14 protein-coding genes are annotated in these 12,301 nt (G+C 68.4%); 9 read left to right on the top strand and 5 right to left on the bottom strand.

The window, feature by feature from the left end; all coding sequences use genetic code 11:
- Positions 1–11 precede the first annotated feature (11 nt).
- From gsiC to CFB41_RS23285, 4 genes are read left to right on the top strand one after another with little or no spacing between them, the layout of a single operon-like run.
- Complete coding sequence (gene gsiC, locus CFB41_RS23270; protein WP_089458028.1) at positions 12–932, top strand: glutathione ABC transporter permease GsiC; 921 nt, start codon at positions 12–14, stop codon at positions 930–932.
- Positions 933–939: 7 nt separating this feature from the next.
- The gene (gsiD, locus tag CFB41_RS23275) at positions 940–1,833 is read left to right on the top strand and encodes a glutathione ABC transporter permease GsiD (RefSeq protein ID WP_089458029.1); all 894 of its coding nucleotides are present in this window, start codon (positions 940–942) and stop codon (positions 1,831–1,833) included.
- Entirely contained in the window at positions 1,833–2,915 is a 1,083-nt protein-coding gene (locus tag CFB41_RS23280) for a P1 family peptidase (RefSeq protein ID WP_089458030.1), read from the top strand. The genes gsiD and CFB41_RS23280 overlap by 1 nt, the downstream gene beginning before the upstream one ends.
- Positions 2,912–3,739, top strand: a complete 828-nt coding sequence (locus tag CFB41_RS23285) for a M55 family metallopeptidase (protein WP_089458031.1) — start codon at positions 2,912–2,914, stop codon at positions 3,737–3,739. The genes CFB41_RS23280 and CFB41_RS23285 overlap by 4 nt, the downstream gene beginning before the upstream one ends.
- Positions 3,740–3,777: 38 nt before the next feature.
- Here the strand turns inward: CFB41_RS23285 and CFB41_RS23290 are convergent, their stop codons facing one another.
- Positions 3,778–4,557, bottom strand: coding sequence for an alpha/beta fold hydrolase (locus CFB41_RS23290; protein ID WP_089458032.1), 780 nt, complete (start codon positions 4,555–4,557; stop codon positions 3,778–3,780).
- A gap of 142 nt (positions 4,558–4,699) precedes the next feature.
- On the opposite strand from CFB41_RS23290, the gene CFB41_RS23295 reads away from it, so the two are divergent.
- Complete coding sequence (locus CFB41_RS23295) at positions 4,700–5,479, top strand: helix-turn-helix domain-containing protein (RefSeq protein ID WP_089458033.1); 780 nt, start codon at positions 4,700–4,702, stop codon at positions 5,477–5,479.
- A gap of 458 nt (positions 5,480–5,937) precedes the next feature.
- On the opposite strand, the gene pcaG is transcribed toward CFB41_RS23295, so the two are convergent.
- The 3 genes from pcaG to CFB41_RS23310 form a co-directional block, all read right to left on the bottom strand.
- Positions 5,938–6,531: a protocatechuate 3,4-dioxygenase subunit alpha gene (gene pcaG / locus CFB41_RS23300; RefSeq protein ID WP_089458034.1), complete on the bottom strand. Its 594-nt coding sequence runs from the start codon at positions 6,529–6,531 to the stop codon at positions 5,938–5,940.
- Positions 6,532–6,534: 3 nt separating this feature from the next.
- A complete protein-coding gene (gene pcaH, locus CFB41_RS23305; protein WP_089458035.1) occupies positions 6,535–7,242 on the bottom strand; it encodes a protocatechuate 3,4-dioxygenase subunit beta in 708 nt (235 codons plus the stop codon).
- A 274-nt stretch (positions 7,243–7,516) separates the two neighbouring features.
- Complete coding sequence (locus CFB41_RS23310; RefSeq protein WP_089458036.1) at positions 7,517–8,083, bottom strand: YiiX/YebB-like N1pC/P60 family cysteine hydrolase; 567 nt, start codon at positions 8,081–8,083, stop codon at positions 7,517–7,519.
- 120 nt (positions 8,084–8,203) lie between these two features.
- Here CFB41_RS23310 and CFB41_RS23315 point away from each other — a divergent pair, with 120 nt between their 5' ends.
- The 4 genes from CFB41_RS23315 (at position 8,204) to CFB41_RS23330 (ending at position 10,851) form a co-directional block, all read left to right on the top strand.
- Complete coding sequence (locus tag CFB41_RS23315; protein ID WP_089442668.1) at positions 8,204–8,941, top strand: helix-turn-helix transcriptional regulator; 738 nt, start codon at positions 8,204–8,206, stop codon at positions 8,939–8,941.
- An 84-nt stretch (positions 8,942–9,025) separates the two neighbouring features.
- Positions 9,026–10,012, top strand: coding sequence for a pca operon transcription factor PcaQ (gene pcaQ / locus CFB41_RS23320; protein ID WP_089458037.1), 987 nt, complete (start codon positions 9,026–9,028; stop codon positions 10,010–10,012).
- A gap of 110 nt (positions 10,013–10,122) precedes the next feature.
- Entirely contained in the window at positions 10,123–10,482 is a 360-nt protein-coding gene (locus tag CFB41_RS23325) for a type II toxin-antitoxin system RelE/ParE family toxin (RefSeq protein WP_089458038.1), read from the top strand.
- 72 nt (positions 10,483–10,554) lie between these two features.
- Positions 10,555–10,851, top strand: coding sequence for an XRE family transcriptional regulator (locus CFB41_RS23330; protein WP_011658604.1), 297 nt, complete (start codon positions 10,555–10,557; stop codon positions 10,849–10,851).
- A 150-nt stretch (positions 10,852–11,001) separates the two neighbouring features.
- On the opposite strand, the gene CFB41_RS23335 is transcribed toward CFB41_RS23330, so the two are convergent.
- On the bottom strand, positions 11,002–12,276 hold the full coding sequence (locus CFB41_RS23335) for an APC family permease (protein ID WP_089458039.1): 1,275 nt from the start codon (positions 12,274–12,276) through the stop codon (positions 11,002–11,004).
- Positions 12,277–12,301: the final 25 nt, after the last annotated feature.

Here is a 12,301-nt window from a genome sequence, read left to right on the forward strand (position 1 = left end):
ATCGGTGCCCCATGCTGAATTTTCTCGTCAAACGCCTGTTCGGCCTGCTGCCCACGCTCGCGATCGTCGCGGTGCTGGTGTTCCTGTTCGTCCACCTGCTGCCGGGCGACCCGGCGCGGCTCGCGGCCGGCCCCGAAGCCGACGACGCGACGGTCGCGCTCGTGCGTGCCGATCTCGGGCTCGACCGCCCGCTGCCCGCGCAGTTCGTGAACTTCTTCACGAAGATCGCGCACGGCGACTTCGGCATGTCGACGCGCAGCAAGCGGCCGGTCTCGACCGAGATCGGCGAGCGCTTCATGCCGACGCTGATGCTGACGCTCGTCAGCATGGTGTGGGCGACGGCCTTCGGGATGGCGATCGGCATCGCGTCGGCGGTGTGGCGCAACCGCTGGCCCGACCGACTCGGCATGACGCTCGCGGTGTCGGGCATCTCGTTTCCCGCGTTCGCGCTCGGGATGCTGCTGATGGAAGTCTTCTCGGTGAAGTTCGGCTGGCTGCCGGTCGTGCCGGACGGCTCGTGGAAGAGCTACGTGCTGCCGTCGCTGACGCTCGGCGCCGCGGTCGCGGCCGTGATGGCGCGCTTCACGCGCGCGTCGTTCGTCGAGGTGCTGAACGAGGATTTCGTGCGCACCGCGCGCGCGAAGGGCGTGCACGAGCCGATGGTGGTGCTCAAGCACTGCCTGCGCAACGCGATGATCCCGGTGGTCACGATGATGGGGCTGCAGTTCGGCTTCCTGCTCGGCGGCTCGATCGTCGTCGAGGTCGTGTTCAACTGGCCGGGGCTCGGCCGCCTGCTCGTCGACGCGGTGACGATGCGCGACTACCCGGTGATCCAGGCGATCGTGTTGCTGTTTTCGCTCGAGTTCATCCTGATCAACCTGACCGTCGACGTGCTGTACGCGGTCATCAACCCGACCATCCGGTTCAAGTGAGGCGCGCATGAACGCGACAGTCCAGACCGCGGCGCCGGCCGCACCCGCCGCGATCCGCACGCCGTGGCGCGAATTCTGGCGCAAGTTCCGCAAGCAGACCGTCGCGCTCGTCGCGGGCGGCTTCGTGCTGGCGCTCGTCGTGCTGGCGTTCGTCGGCCCGCACATCGTGCCGTTCGATCCGGAGAACTATTTCGACTACGACGCGTTGAACGCGGGGCCGTCGGTCGTGCACTGGTTCGGCGTCGATTCGCTCGGCCGCGACATCTTCAGCCGGATCATCGCGGGCACGCGCATCTCGCTCGCGGCCGGCTTCTTCTCGGTTGCGCTCGGCGCGGTGATCGGCACGTTCTTCGGGCTGCTCGCCGGCTACTACGAAGGCTGGTGGGACCGCATCACGATGCGCGTGGCCGACGTGCTGTTCGCGTTCCCGGGCATCCTGCTCGCGATCGGCGTGGTGGCGATCCTCGGCAACGGGATGGTCAACGTGATCTGTGCGGTCGCGATCTTCAGCATCCCGGCGTTCGCGCGGCTCGTGCGCGGCAACACGCTGATGCTCAAGCACATGACCTATGTCGAGGCCGCGCGCAGCATCGGCGCGTCGGACTGGACGATCATCATGCGGCACATCCTGCCGGGCACCGTGTCGTCGGTCGTCGTCTACTTCACGATGCGGATCGGCACGTCGATCATCACGGCCGCGAGCCTGTCGTTCCTCGGGCTCGGCGCGCAACCGCCGACGCCGGAGTGGGGTGCGATGCTCAACGAGGCGCGCGCGGACATGGTGACGGCGCCGCACATCGCGATCTTCCCGAGCCTGGCGATCTTCCTGACCGTGCTCGCGTTCAACCTGCTCGGCGACGGGCTGCGCGACGCGCTCGATCCGAAACTGGAGCGCCGCTGATGCGCCATTCTCCGATGTGGACGGCGACGCTGCCGGCCGGGCCGCGCGGCACGATCGCCGACGTGCCGGGCGTGACGGTCGGCCATTGCACGCTCGATGCGGGCAACGTGCAGACGGGCGTGACCGTCGTGAAGCCGCATCCGGGCGACGTGTACCGCAGCAAGGTGCCGGCGGGGGCGGCGGTGATCAACGGCTTCGGCAAGAGTGTCGGGCTCGTGCAGGTCGACGAGCTCGGCACGCTCGAGACGCCGATCGCGCTGACCAATACGTTCGGCGTCGGCGCGCTCGCGCAGGCGCAGATCCGCGCGGCGATCGCGGCGAATCCGCAGATCGGCCGCGACTGGTCGACCGTCAACCCGCTCGTGTTCGAGTGCAACGACGGCTATCTGAACGATATCCAGGCGTTCGCGGTCACGCCCGCGCATTACGACGACGCGTGCCGCGCGGCATCGCGTGACGTCGCACGCGGCGCAGTGGGCGCGGGGCGCGGGATGTCGAGCTTCGACCTGAAGGGCGGGATCGGTTCGGCATCGCGCGTCGCCGTTGCGGCCGGGCGGCCCTATACGGTCGGCGCGCTCGTGCTCGCGAATTTCGGCCGGCTGCCGATGCTGACGCTCGGCGGCGTGCCGGTCGGGCGCATCGTCGCGCAACGGCGTGCGGCCGAGGCCGCGCATGCGGCGGCGCCGGAGCAGGGCTCGATCATCCTGCTGCTGGCGACCGATGCGCCGCTCGATGCGCGACAACTGGCGCGGCTCGCGCGCCGAGCCGGTGCGGGGCTGGCCCGCACGGGCTCGGTCTACGGGCACGGCAGCGGCGACATCGCGCTCGCCTTCTCCACCGCCTACACGATCGCGCACGACGCATCGACTCTCGCGCTGCCGGCCCTCGTCGCCGATGCGGCGCTCGATCCGCTGTTCATGGCCGCGGCCGAAAGCGTCGAGCATGCGATCGCCGACGCGTTGCTGCAGGCCGTGACGGTGGCCGGGCGCGACGGCCACGTGCGGCAATCGCTGCGCGATGCGGTGCCCGATCTCGATCGCCTGTTCAACGAAGGCCACGAAGGACGTCTTACCCAGTCATGAAAATCCTGATTTCGACCGACATCGAAGGTGTCGCCGGCGTATTCGCCATCGAGCAGACGCGTGCCGGTAATCCGGAATACGAGCGTGCGCGCCGCTGGATGACCGCCGAGGCGAACGCGGCGATCGAAGGCGCGTTCATGGGCGGCGCGCAGGCGGTGTGGGTCAACGATTCGCACGGCGGTTTTCGCAACCTGCTGCCCGACGGGCTCGATGCGCGTGCGCGTGTCGTGCTCGGCAAGCCGCGCATGCTCGGGATGATGACGGGCGTCGAGCAGCAGCCCGATCTCGTGTTCATGATCGGCTATCACGCGAAATCGCAGACGCGCGGCGTGCTCGCGCACACGATCAACAGCTTTGCGTTCACGCAGGTCTGGCTGAACGGCGTCGAACTCGGCGAAGCCGGGCTGTACGGTGCGCTGGCGCGCGAATACGGCGCGCACGTCGCGCTGGCCACGGGCGACGACGTGTTCGCGGAGGAAACGCAGCCGCTGTTTCCGGATGCGCATTTCGAGACGGTCAAGACGGCCGGCGGCGCGTCGAGCGGCGATACGCTCACGCCCGCCGCGTCATGTGCGCGGATCGCCACGGCTGCGCGCGAAGCGGTTGCGCGCGCATTGTCGGCAGGCGTGCGCGCCGGCGCCCATCGGCCCGCGCCGGCCGCGTGCACGCTGCGCGTGCAGACGGCGGCGCTGGCCGACCTGTTCTGCGTGCTGCCGTCGCTGGAGCGCGTCGATGCGGTGACGCTGCGCTTCGACGGGCCTTCGGTCGAGCATGTGGTGCGCACGCTGAACAGCTTGTCGGCGATGTCGTTCATGCTGCGGTGATGCGCATGACCGCCATGCTCGTTGCGCGCCGCGCGTCGTCAGGGGTTGCCGACGGGGTTCGCCGTCACGGCGAGCAGGAACGCTTCCATCGCGGCGACCAGCGCGAGCGGCGTCTCGTTCATCGGGTAGTGGCCCGCGTTGCGCAGCACGTCGACGGTGGCGAGCGGATAGCGCCGCAGGTAGGTGCGGGCCATCAGTGCCGCGTCGAACGCCGGATCGTGCTCGCCGATCAGCACTTTCACCGGATGGAGGCCGACGATCTCGTCGCCGAAATCCGTATCGGCCCACGCGCGGAAGTACGCGCCGAACGCCGGCGACGACGAACGGGCTGCCGAATACGCCGCTTTCCACTCGACCCAGGCGGCGGGCAGGCGGCCGCCGGTGCTGCGATCGATGATGGTCCGGCGATCGGCGACGTGGTCGGCGGCGCGCTCGAATAGCGCACGTTTTTCGGCATCGAACGGCAGGCCGCCGCACGGCACGGGCGTGACCGGCACCAGCGCGCGCACGCGTTCGGGCGCCATGACGGCGATTTTCTCGGCCGCCATCGCGCCCATCGAATGGCCGACGATGCTGAAGGTCGCGAAATCGAGCGTGTCGGCCAGCGCGAGCGCGTCGGCGGAGATCTCGTCGATCGTGAAGAGGCCCGCCGCGTCGCGCATGCGGCCGTAACCTCGGTAGTCCATGAATACATAGCTGAAGTGTTCACGCGACAGCCACGCTTCGACGGGTTCGAACGCGTGGGCGTCGCCGAACCAGCCGGGCAGTACAAGAACAGGGTGGGGGCCGTCCCCCACGCGATGAAACGTATTCGGCATGTCCGCTCCGATGCAGTGGTAATCCGGCCGATCAGGCCGACGGGTCTTGCGGCCGCGAGGTCGCGCAAGGGTGGAGCGGATCGTAGATCGCGCGAAGGAGACCCGCCTTCGATATCGGGTCATTGATGATGGAATTCGGGCCGTGAGAAATACGCTGCTAGATCCCTACGAAAACATTCCGCGAAGCGTGGTCGTGACCGCGAACGACTACGCGGCGGGCACGACGTTTCCGGAACACGCGCACGGGCGCGGGCAATTCGCGTTCGCGTCGCGCGGCACGATCAGCGTGTCGACGCCGCACGGACGCTGGCTGGTGCCGCCGCAGCGCGCGTGCTGGGTGCCGGCCGGTGTGCGGCACGAAATGACGATGACCGGGCCGGTCACGATGCTCAACACGTTCGTGTCCGGCGACGCCGCGCAGGAGGCGGGCCTGCCCGACCAGTGCGGTGTGTACGGCGTATCGGCGCTGCTGCGGCAACTGATCGACGATGCGATCGACCTGCCGGCCCTGTACGACGTCGACGGGCGCGCGGGCAAGCTGATGGCGCTGCTGGTCGCGGAAATCGCGACGATGCCGCGCCTGTCGCTGCATGCGCCGCTGCCGGCCGACGCACGGCTGGCGAAGGTGTGCCGGCACCTGCTCGCGTCGCCGTCGATCGCGGCCGATCTCGACCAGGTGGCCGCGGACGCGGGCTTGAGCCGCCGCACGTTCACGCGGCAATTCCGTGCGCAGACGGGCGTGAGTTTTGCCGTATGGCGCCAGCAGGTGTGCATGCTCGCGGCGATCGCGCGCCTGAGCGACGGGCAGCCGGTGACGCGCGTCGCGCTCGATCTCGGGTATGCGAGTGCGAGTGCGTTCACGTCGGCGTTTCGCCGCATTCTGGGCGATACGCCGAGCCGCTATCTGGAGATTCGGCGTTGACCGGAACGAAGTGACGCACGCCACGCCGGTGTGCCGCTCGCCGCAAAAAAATACGCGCCTGCCAACTTCGGTCAGACGCGTTTCAAGGCACCCGGTCAGAAAAAATGCGCGCATGGCCTGTCGGGCGGTGTCGCGCATGACATGTGTAATTGTTTCCTGTTCCGATTCAATCTCGTTGAAGCGTTGCGGATAGTGAAGAATACGCCGCGTAACGCGCAAACGATATCGTGTCGGACGAACGACTTGTGTGCTATCGCAGCATACGTTTCAACCGTGCGTTCGATGCGGGGGCGGAAGGCCCGTGGCAAGGCCGTCCGCACCCGTGACGGGGCTGGATGCACTGCAGCATCGAATGATGGCGACGGACCAGGAAAAACGCCGTGTGGCGCGATGCCTGTCGGTATCGCGCCACACGGCGGTGCGGTACTGGGCGAAGCCGGCGTGCGCCGGCCCGCGCGTCACACGTCGAAGAACACGGTTTCGTCCGGCCCCTGCATGCGGATGTCGAAGCGGTAGACGACCGGGCGGCCCGGCTGCGCGTCGCGTTTTGCGACGAGCGTCGCGCGGCGTTCGGCCGGCACGGCGTTCAGCACGGGGTCGGCTGCGTTCGCGGCGGCTTCGTCGTCGAAGTACACGCGCGTGAACGCGTGGGTGAGGATCCCGCGCATCATCACGGTCACGTTGATGTGCGGCGCTTCGCCGGCGGCGAGGCGGCCCGGCTTCACCGTCTCGACGACGAAGCGCTGCTGCGCATCGGTGCCGGTGCCGACCCGCGCGAAGCCCGTGAAGCCGGATTTCGCGATGTCGTCGCGCGACGCCGGGTAGCGGCCCGCGCTGTCCACCTGCGTGAATTCGAGCACCGCGTCGCCGACGACGTTGCCGTCACCGTCGAACACCTGGCCGACCAGCAGCACGTGTTCGCCTTCGGCGTGGGCCGCGGCGATCGTCGGCGTGAACAGGCTCTTCAGGTCGTAGTCGTATTGCTGCGGGCACAGGCCGTACGCGAAATACGGGCCGACCGTCTGCGAAGGGGTTTGCTTCAGCGTCGTCATGGTTCAGCGCTCCATCGGGGTAGCGTCGCGGCCGCGCAGCACGATGTCGAATTCGTAGCCGAGCGCATAGCCTTCTTCGGTGATGTCCATCGAGAAGCGCGAGATCAGGCGCTCGCGCGCGGCCTCGGGCGTGCCCTGGAAGATCGGGTCGTACGCGAGCAGCGGGTCGCCGGGGAAGTACATCTGCGTGACGAGACGCGAGCCGAAGTAATCGCCGAACAGCGAGAAGTGGATGTGATTCGGGCGCCACGCGTTCGGATGGTTGCCCCACGGGTATGCGCCGGGCTTGATCGTCAGGAAGCGGTAGCGGCCTTCGTCGTCCGTCAGGCAACGGCCTGCGCCGAGGAAGTTCGGGTCGAGCGGCGCGTCGTGCTGGTCGACCTTGTGCACGTAGCGGCCGGCTGCGTTCGCCTGCCACACCTCGACGAGCGTGTTGCGCACGGGCTTGCCGCCTTCGTCGAGCACTCGGCCCGTGACGACCATGCGCTCGCCGAGCGGCTCGCCGTTCTTCACGGCGTTCTTCGTCAGGTCATGGTCGAGCGCGCCGAGATCTTCGGCGCCGTAGACGGGCGCGTACTGGTCGCGGAGCTTCTCCTTCAGCGGGATCAGCGGGCGCGTCGGGCCGCGCTTCACCGACGAACGGTACTCGGGGTGGATATAGGCCGGATGCGACGGCCAGTCGCGCGGCGTGAGGATCGTGGGGGAATCCATCGGGCGTCTCCTGATAGGTCTTTCGCGAAGTGGATGGCACGACTGTAGCCAATCCGGAAAGTTATGCAAAATGACCTTTTTTAGCGAATCGCATAACCGTTCGTTATGTCTGACGCGCCAATGAAAATTCCGCCGGACAGGATGCCCTGTCCGGCGGAAAAAGCGATCGGGCTTCGCGTCGTCGGTGACGACCCCGTGCACGGCCCTCCAGCCAGCCCGTCACTGCTTTTTTATGGTGTCGTTCTTGTTGTTATCCGGTCTCCCTGAGCGCCTGTCATGACGGGCGGCCGGGATCGAACACGATCCCGTCGAATTCGAGTGACAGCGTGCCGCTGCGCAGCAGCGCGGCCGGCGTCGCATCCCGGTCGGCACCGAGCACGTCGCTCACGTAGCGCGCGCAGAACCCGCGCCGCGTCCGCAGGTTGAAGCGGTTGCCGAGCAGGGCGTCGATCCGTTGTTCGGCGATTGCATGCACCTGGCGCTGCGCATCGGCGCTCGGCGCCGCGACGCGCCGGGCCAGCGCGATGCGTCCGCCGTCGGTCCGGGCGACGAAGCGCGACAGCGGCGTGAGCTTCGTCCACGCCAACGCCGATTCGGCGATCACGGGCTCGTCGCCCGACGTGTCGACGACGATGCCGAAGCGATTGGCCCACGCACCCGTCGCGCCTGCCGCGTCGCGCGGCGCATTCGCCGGCACGCGGATGAACACGAGATCCCCGACGTGCGCGCTGGCGGCCAGCGTGCGGACCGTGGCGAGCGGCATCGAGCGATCGGTGTCGCGGGCATCGCGCGGGGCGGGGTGATGCGATTCGTAGGCAGCGGTGTCGGTTCGGGTGGTCATGTCGGCTCCGTCGTTCGGTGACAGCACGGAGCGGATTATGCAGACAAGTATCCGAATGTGTTCATCGGCGCGCGCAGGTAGCCTAATATCTGACCTCGAGCATCACTTTTCGATACCAAAATGACCGAAACCGCCCAACTCATCGACATGCTGAAGCGCCAGCTGAAGGCGCAGGGCATGACCTACCGCGACGTCGCACGTGCGCTCGACGTTTCCGAGACCAGCGTGAAGCGGCTGTTCGCCAGCGGCCGCTTCACGCTGGAGCGCGTCGTGGAGATCTCCCAGCTGCTCGGCTATACGCTGGCCGAGCTCGTGCAGGAGGCGTCCGCGTCGGCGCCGAGGCTGCACGTGCTGACCGAGCAGCAGGAGGCGCTGCTCGTGTCCGACGACAAGCTGCTGCTGGTCGCCGTCTGCGCGATCAACTACTGGACGGTGCAGGACATCGTGTCGGCCTATCAGGTGACGAAGGCCGAGTGCGTGAAATACCTGTTGATGCTCGACCGGATGAACGTCATCGCGCTGTTGCCGGGCGACCGGATTCGCGTGCGCGTCGCGCGCGATTTCGACTGGCTGCCGGGCGGGCCGATCCGCCGTTACTTCCATGCGCACGCGCTCGGCGATTTCCTCGACAGCCGCTTCGACGGCGAAGGCGAGACGATGACGTTCTCGCAGGGGATGCTGACGGAAGCCGCCTCCGCGGAGCTCGAACTGGAATTGCGCCGGCTGCGCAGCAAGGCGGCCGCGCTGCATGCGGAATCGTCTTCCGCGCCACTCGCGCAGAAGCGCGGCACCAGCTTGCTGATCGCGAAGCGGATGTGGGAGCCGGCCGGTTTCCAGGCACTGCGACGCAACGCGTGACGCGTGACGTATCGTCGAGCGCTTGGGTCTATCCGGAAAGTTATGCAAAATGGCATTTCATCGTCAATCGCATAACCACCCGTTATGAATAACCGTATCGCCGACGGCCGCGTCAAGTTTCGGCACCTGCAGTGCTTTCTCGCGGTCGCCCAGTTGGGCGGCGTGCAGAAGGCAGCCGAAAGCCTGTCGATCACGCAGCCGGCCGTGTCGAAGACGATCGCCGAGCTGGAGGCGATCCTCGGCGTGAAGCTGTTCGAGCGCGGCCGGCAGGGCGCGCAGCCGACCCGCGAGGCGCAACTGTTCATGCCGCATGCGAACGCGTGCGTGCTGGCGCTGCGGCAAGGTGTCGGGCTGCTCGCGCGCGAAGGCGGGGCCGCCGCGGCGACGCTGGAAATCGGCATGCTGCCGACTGTCGCGGCATCGCTCGCGCCCGCGTTGATGAAGGCGCTCGCGGCGCGCTGGCCGCGCGTCGTCGTGCGGATCGCGACGGCCGCGAACGCCGATCTGCTCGAGCGCCTGAAGTCCGGCGCGATCGAGTGCGCGATCGGGCGGCTGTCGGAGCCGGAGCGGATGATCGGGCTCGCGTTCGAGCAGTTGTACAACGAGCCGCTCGTCGCCGTCGTGCGCGCTGGGCATCCGCTGCTCTCGCATGCGGCGCCGGCGGCCGAGCTTGCGCGCTATCCGGTCGTGCTGCCGCCGTTCGGCACGCTGATCCGCCAGTCGGCCGAGCAGCTGCTTGGCGCGTGCGGCGTGCCGCCGCTGGATGCGTTCATCGAGGTGTTGTCGGTATCGGTCGCGCGTGCGCTGGCACTCGAAAACGACGCGGTCTGGTTCGTGCCGCTCTATGCGGCCGAATACGACCTGTCGGCCGGGGCGCTGGCACGCTTGCCGCTGCCTTCGGCAGGCACCGATGAGCCGGTCGGGCTGGTGCTGCGCACCGATGCGCAGCCGTCGCCGGTCGCGCGGACGCTGATCGATGCCGTGCGCGACATCGCGCGGTCGCGGTTCGGCGAGACGCGTGAACGCGGGACGTCACGCTCGGCGCGCAAGCCGGCTCGTCGCGACGATTGAGCCGGCGGGCCGCCTCCCGTTCCCGGCTGCCGGATTGGCCATCCGGTCAGTAGCCGACCTCATGGTGCTTGGCATATCGTACCGATTTTGGTACGATTGGTGTCAGGACGATGACGAGAGAGCAGATCCAGGTCACGCTCGGCGTGCGGTTCTTCCAGACGGCCCGTGGCAACGAGCCGGTGCGCGAATGGCTGAAGGCGCTCGGGCAAGCGGAGCGAAGGGCGATCGGCGAAGAGATCAAGACCGTTCAACTCGGCTGGCCGCTCGGCATGCCGCTGGTCCGGAAGATGGCGCAGGATCTGTGGGAGATCCGCGTGATGTTGCCGGGGCGAAGCGCCCGCGTGCTGTTTACGGTCGTCGGCGACACGATGGTGCTGCTGCACGGCTTCTTCAAGCAGTTGCGGGCCACGCCGTCGAACGATCTCGATGTCACCGTCGCGCGCCTGAAAGCGCTGATGCGCGCCATCTGAATTCCCCGGTTGCGCCGGAACGCACCGTCTTCGACGGTCAGGCCGCCGGCAACGCCATGCACTGGAGTACCCATGACGACCACGAACAATCCGCATATCGGCAGCGATTTCGATACCTTCCTCGAGGAGGACGGCAATCTCGAAGCGGCCACCGCCACCGCGATCAAGCGCGTGATCGCCTGGCAGATCGGGCAGGAAATGAAGGCGCAGCACATCACGAAAACCGCGATGGCCGCGCGGATGAAAACCAGCCGCGCCGCGCTCAACCGTCTGCTCGACGAAACCGACACGAGCCTCACGCTGGCGACGCTCGCGAGCGCGGCCACCGCGCTCGGCAAACGGCTCAGCTTCGAGCTGGTGCCTGCCTGACGGGCGCGAAGCATCGGCGGACGGCCGAGGCAGCGCCCCCGCGCATGATGCACGCGCCGGCGTGGCCGGCGATCCGGCCGGCGGTTCGGGGATGATCAGCCCGCGCGTCGCCGCCAGCAGGCGCGTGTCGGCCCGCGCGCAGCTGCCGGGTCACTCGCGCGGCCCGGCCACCTGCAGATAGAGCAGCGCCCCGCCCGCGAGCAGCAGCGGGCACAGGATGTACCAGCCGGTCGTCAGGAACAGCGCGGCCACCGCGACCAGCGAAATCCATGCACAACGGTGCGCGATGCCGCCGTGCGGCAACAGTTTCAGCGCGGCGGCCGCGCCGAGCCCGTACACCATCACGAAGCACCCGGAGGTGACGAGCACGAGCGGCTTCGGCCCGACGTCCGACAGCGTCGTCGCAGCGAGTGCGACCACGGCGAGCAGGGCGATCACACCGAGGCTGCGGCGCGGGACGCCGCCGACCTGGCTGCCTTGCGCGAGCCACGCGGGCAATGCACCGTCGCGCCCGAGCGCCGCGCCGAGCTTGGCCGCGCCCGCGAAGTACGCGTTCATCGTACCGAGCGTGAGCAACAGTGCGGCTGCGGCGGCCAGCACCTGCGCATGGCCGCCGATGCCGCCCGCGATCAGTTCGGCGAGCGGCGCACCCGATCCGCCCGCGGACGGCCCGAGCACCGTCACGCTCGCGGCAGCAACCGACAGATACAGAAACCCGACCACCACGACCGCGATTCCCGCCGAGCGCGGCATGTCGTGCGCGGGCCGGCGGAATTCGGCCGCGAGATGCGTGATCGCTTCCCAGCCGGCGAAACTCCATACGAGCAGCGCGGCAGCCTGGCCGACCGCGAGCCAGCCGTGCGGCGCGAACGGATGCAGGTTCGCGGTGCGTGCGTGCGGCGCGGAGGCGAGCACCGCGGCGAGCAGCAGCGTGACGAGCAGTGCCGACAGCACGAGCTGCATGCGGCCCGAAACCGTGACGCCGAATGCATTCGCGGCCGACACGGTCGCGATCAGCGCGGCAGCGGTGACGATGACCGTGGTGTGCCCGCCGCCCGTGACGGCTGCGACGTAGGCGCCGCCGAACATGGCGGCGGCCGGTGCGCCGGCCGGTACCGCGAAGTAGAAGCACCATCCGACGATCGCCGCGGCTTTCGGCCCGAATGCGCGCCGCGCATAGGTCGATACGCCGCCTGCGTCGGGATAGCGCGCGCCGAGTGCGGCGAAGGTGGCCGCGAGCGGCCCGGACAGTACGACCAACGCCGCCCACGCGAGTAGCGAGGCGGGCCCCGCCACCTCGGCGGCCAGTGCGGGCAACGCGATCACGCCGGTGCCGAGCACCGCGCCGATATAGAGCGCGGCGCCCTGGAAAATCGTCAGCGAGCCCGCGTGATGAGCGGCGGGCGATTCGACATGCGAGGGCATGGACAGCAGTCTCCGGAAGTCTTGT

It is taken from the genome of Burkholderia sp. AU33803, from assembly GCF_002223095.1.
Classification (GTDB): domain Bacteria; phylum Pseudomonadota; class Gammaproteobacteria; order Burkholderiales; family Burkholderiaceae; genus Burkholderia.

Excerpts from the sequence above, each read along its gene's own strand:
- CFB41_RS23280 (WP_089458030.1), top strand. The coding sequence starts at position 1,833 with ATGCGCCATTCTCCGATGTGGACGGCGACGCTGCCGGCCGGGCCGCGC.
- gsiD (WP_089458029.1), top strand. The coding sequence starts at position 940 with ATGAACGCGACAGTCCAGACCGCGGCGCCGGCCGCACCCGCCGCGATC.
- gsiC (WP_089458028.1), top strand. The coding sequence starts at position 12 with ATGCTGAATTTTCTCGTCAAACGCCTGTTCGGCCTGCTGCCCACGCTC.
- CFB41_RS23325 (WP_089458038.1), top strand. The coding sequence starts at position 10,123 with ATGACGAGAGAGCAGATCCAGGTCACGCTCGGCGTGCGGTTCTTCCAG.
- pcaH (WP_089458035.1), bottom strand. The coding sequence starts at position 7,242 with ATGGATTCCCCCACGATCCTCACGCCGCGCGACTGGCCGTCGCATCCG.
- pcaG (WP_089458034.1), bottom strand. The coding sequence starts at position 6,531 with ATGACGACGCTGAAGCAAACCCCTTCGCAGACGGTCGGCCCGTATTTC.
- CFB41_RS23285 (WP_089458031.1), top strand. The coding sequence starts at position 2,912 with ATGAAAATCCTGATTTCGACCGACATCGAAGGTGTCGCCGGCGTATTC.
- CFB41_RS23310 (WP_089458036.1), bottom strand. The coding sequence starts at position 8,083 with ATGACCACCCGAACCGACACCGCTGCCTACGAATCGCATCACCCCGCC.
- pcaQ (WP_089458037.1), top strand. The coding sequence starts at position 9,026 with ATGAATAACCGTATCGCCGACGGCCGCGTCAAGTTTCGGCACCTGCAG.
- CFB41_RS23315 (WP_089442668.1), top strand. The coding sequence starts at position 8,204 with ATGACCGAAACCGCCCAACTCATCGACATGCTGAAGCGCCAGCTGAAG.
- CFB41_RS23290 (WP_089458032.1), bottom strand. The coding sequence starts at position 4,557 with ATGCCGAATACGTTTCATCGCGTGGGGGACGGCCCCCACCCTGTTCTT.
- CFB41_RS23335 (WP_089458039.1), bottom strand. The coding sequence starts at position 12,276 with ATGCCCTCGCATGTCGAATCGCCCGCCGCTCATCACGCGGGCTCGCTG.
- CFB41_RS23330 (WP_011658604.1), top strand. The coding sequence starts at position 10,555 with ATGACGACCACGAACAATCCGCATATCGGCAGCGATTTCGATACCTTC.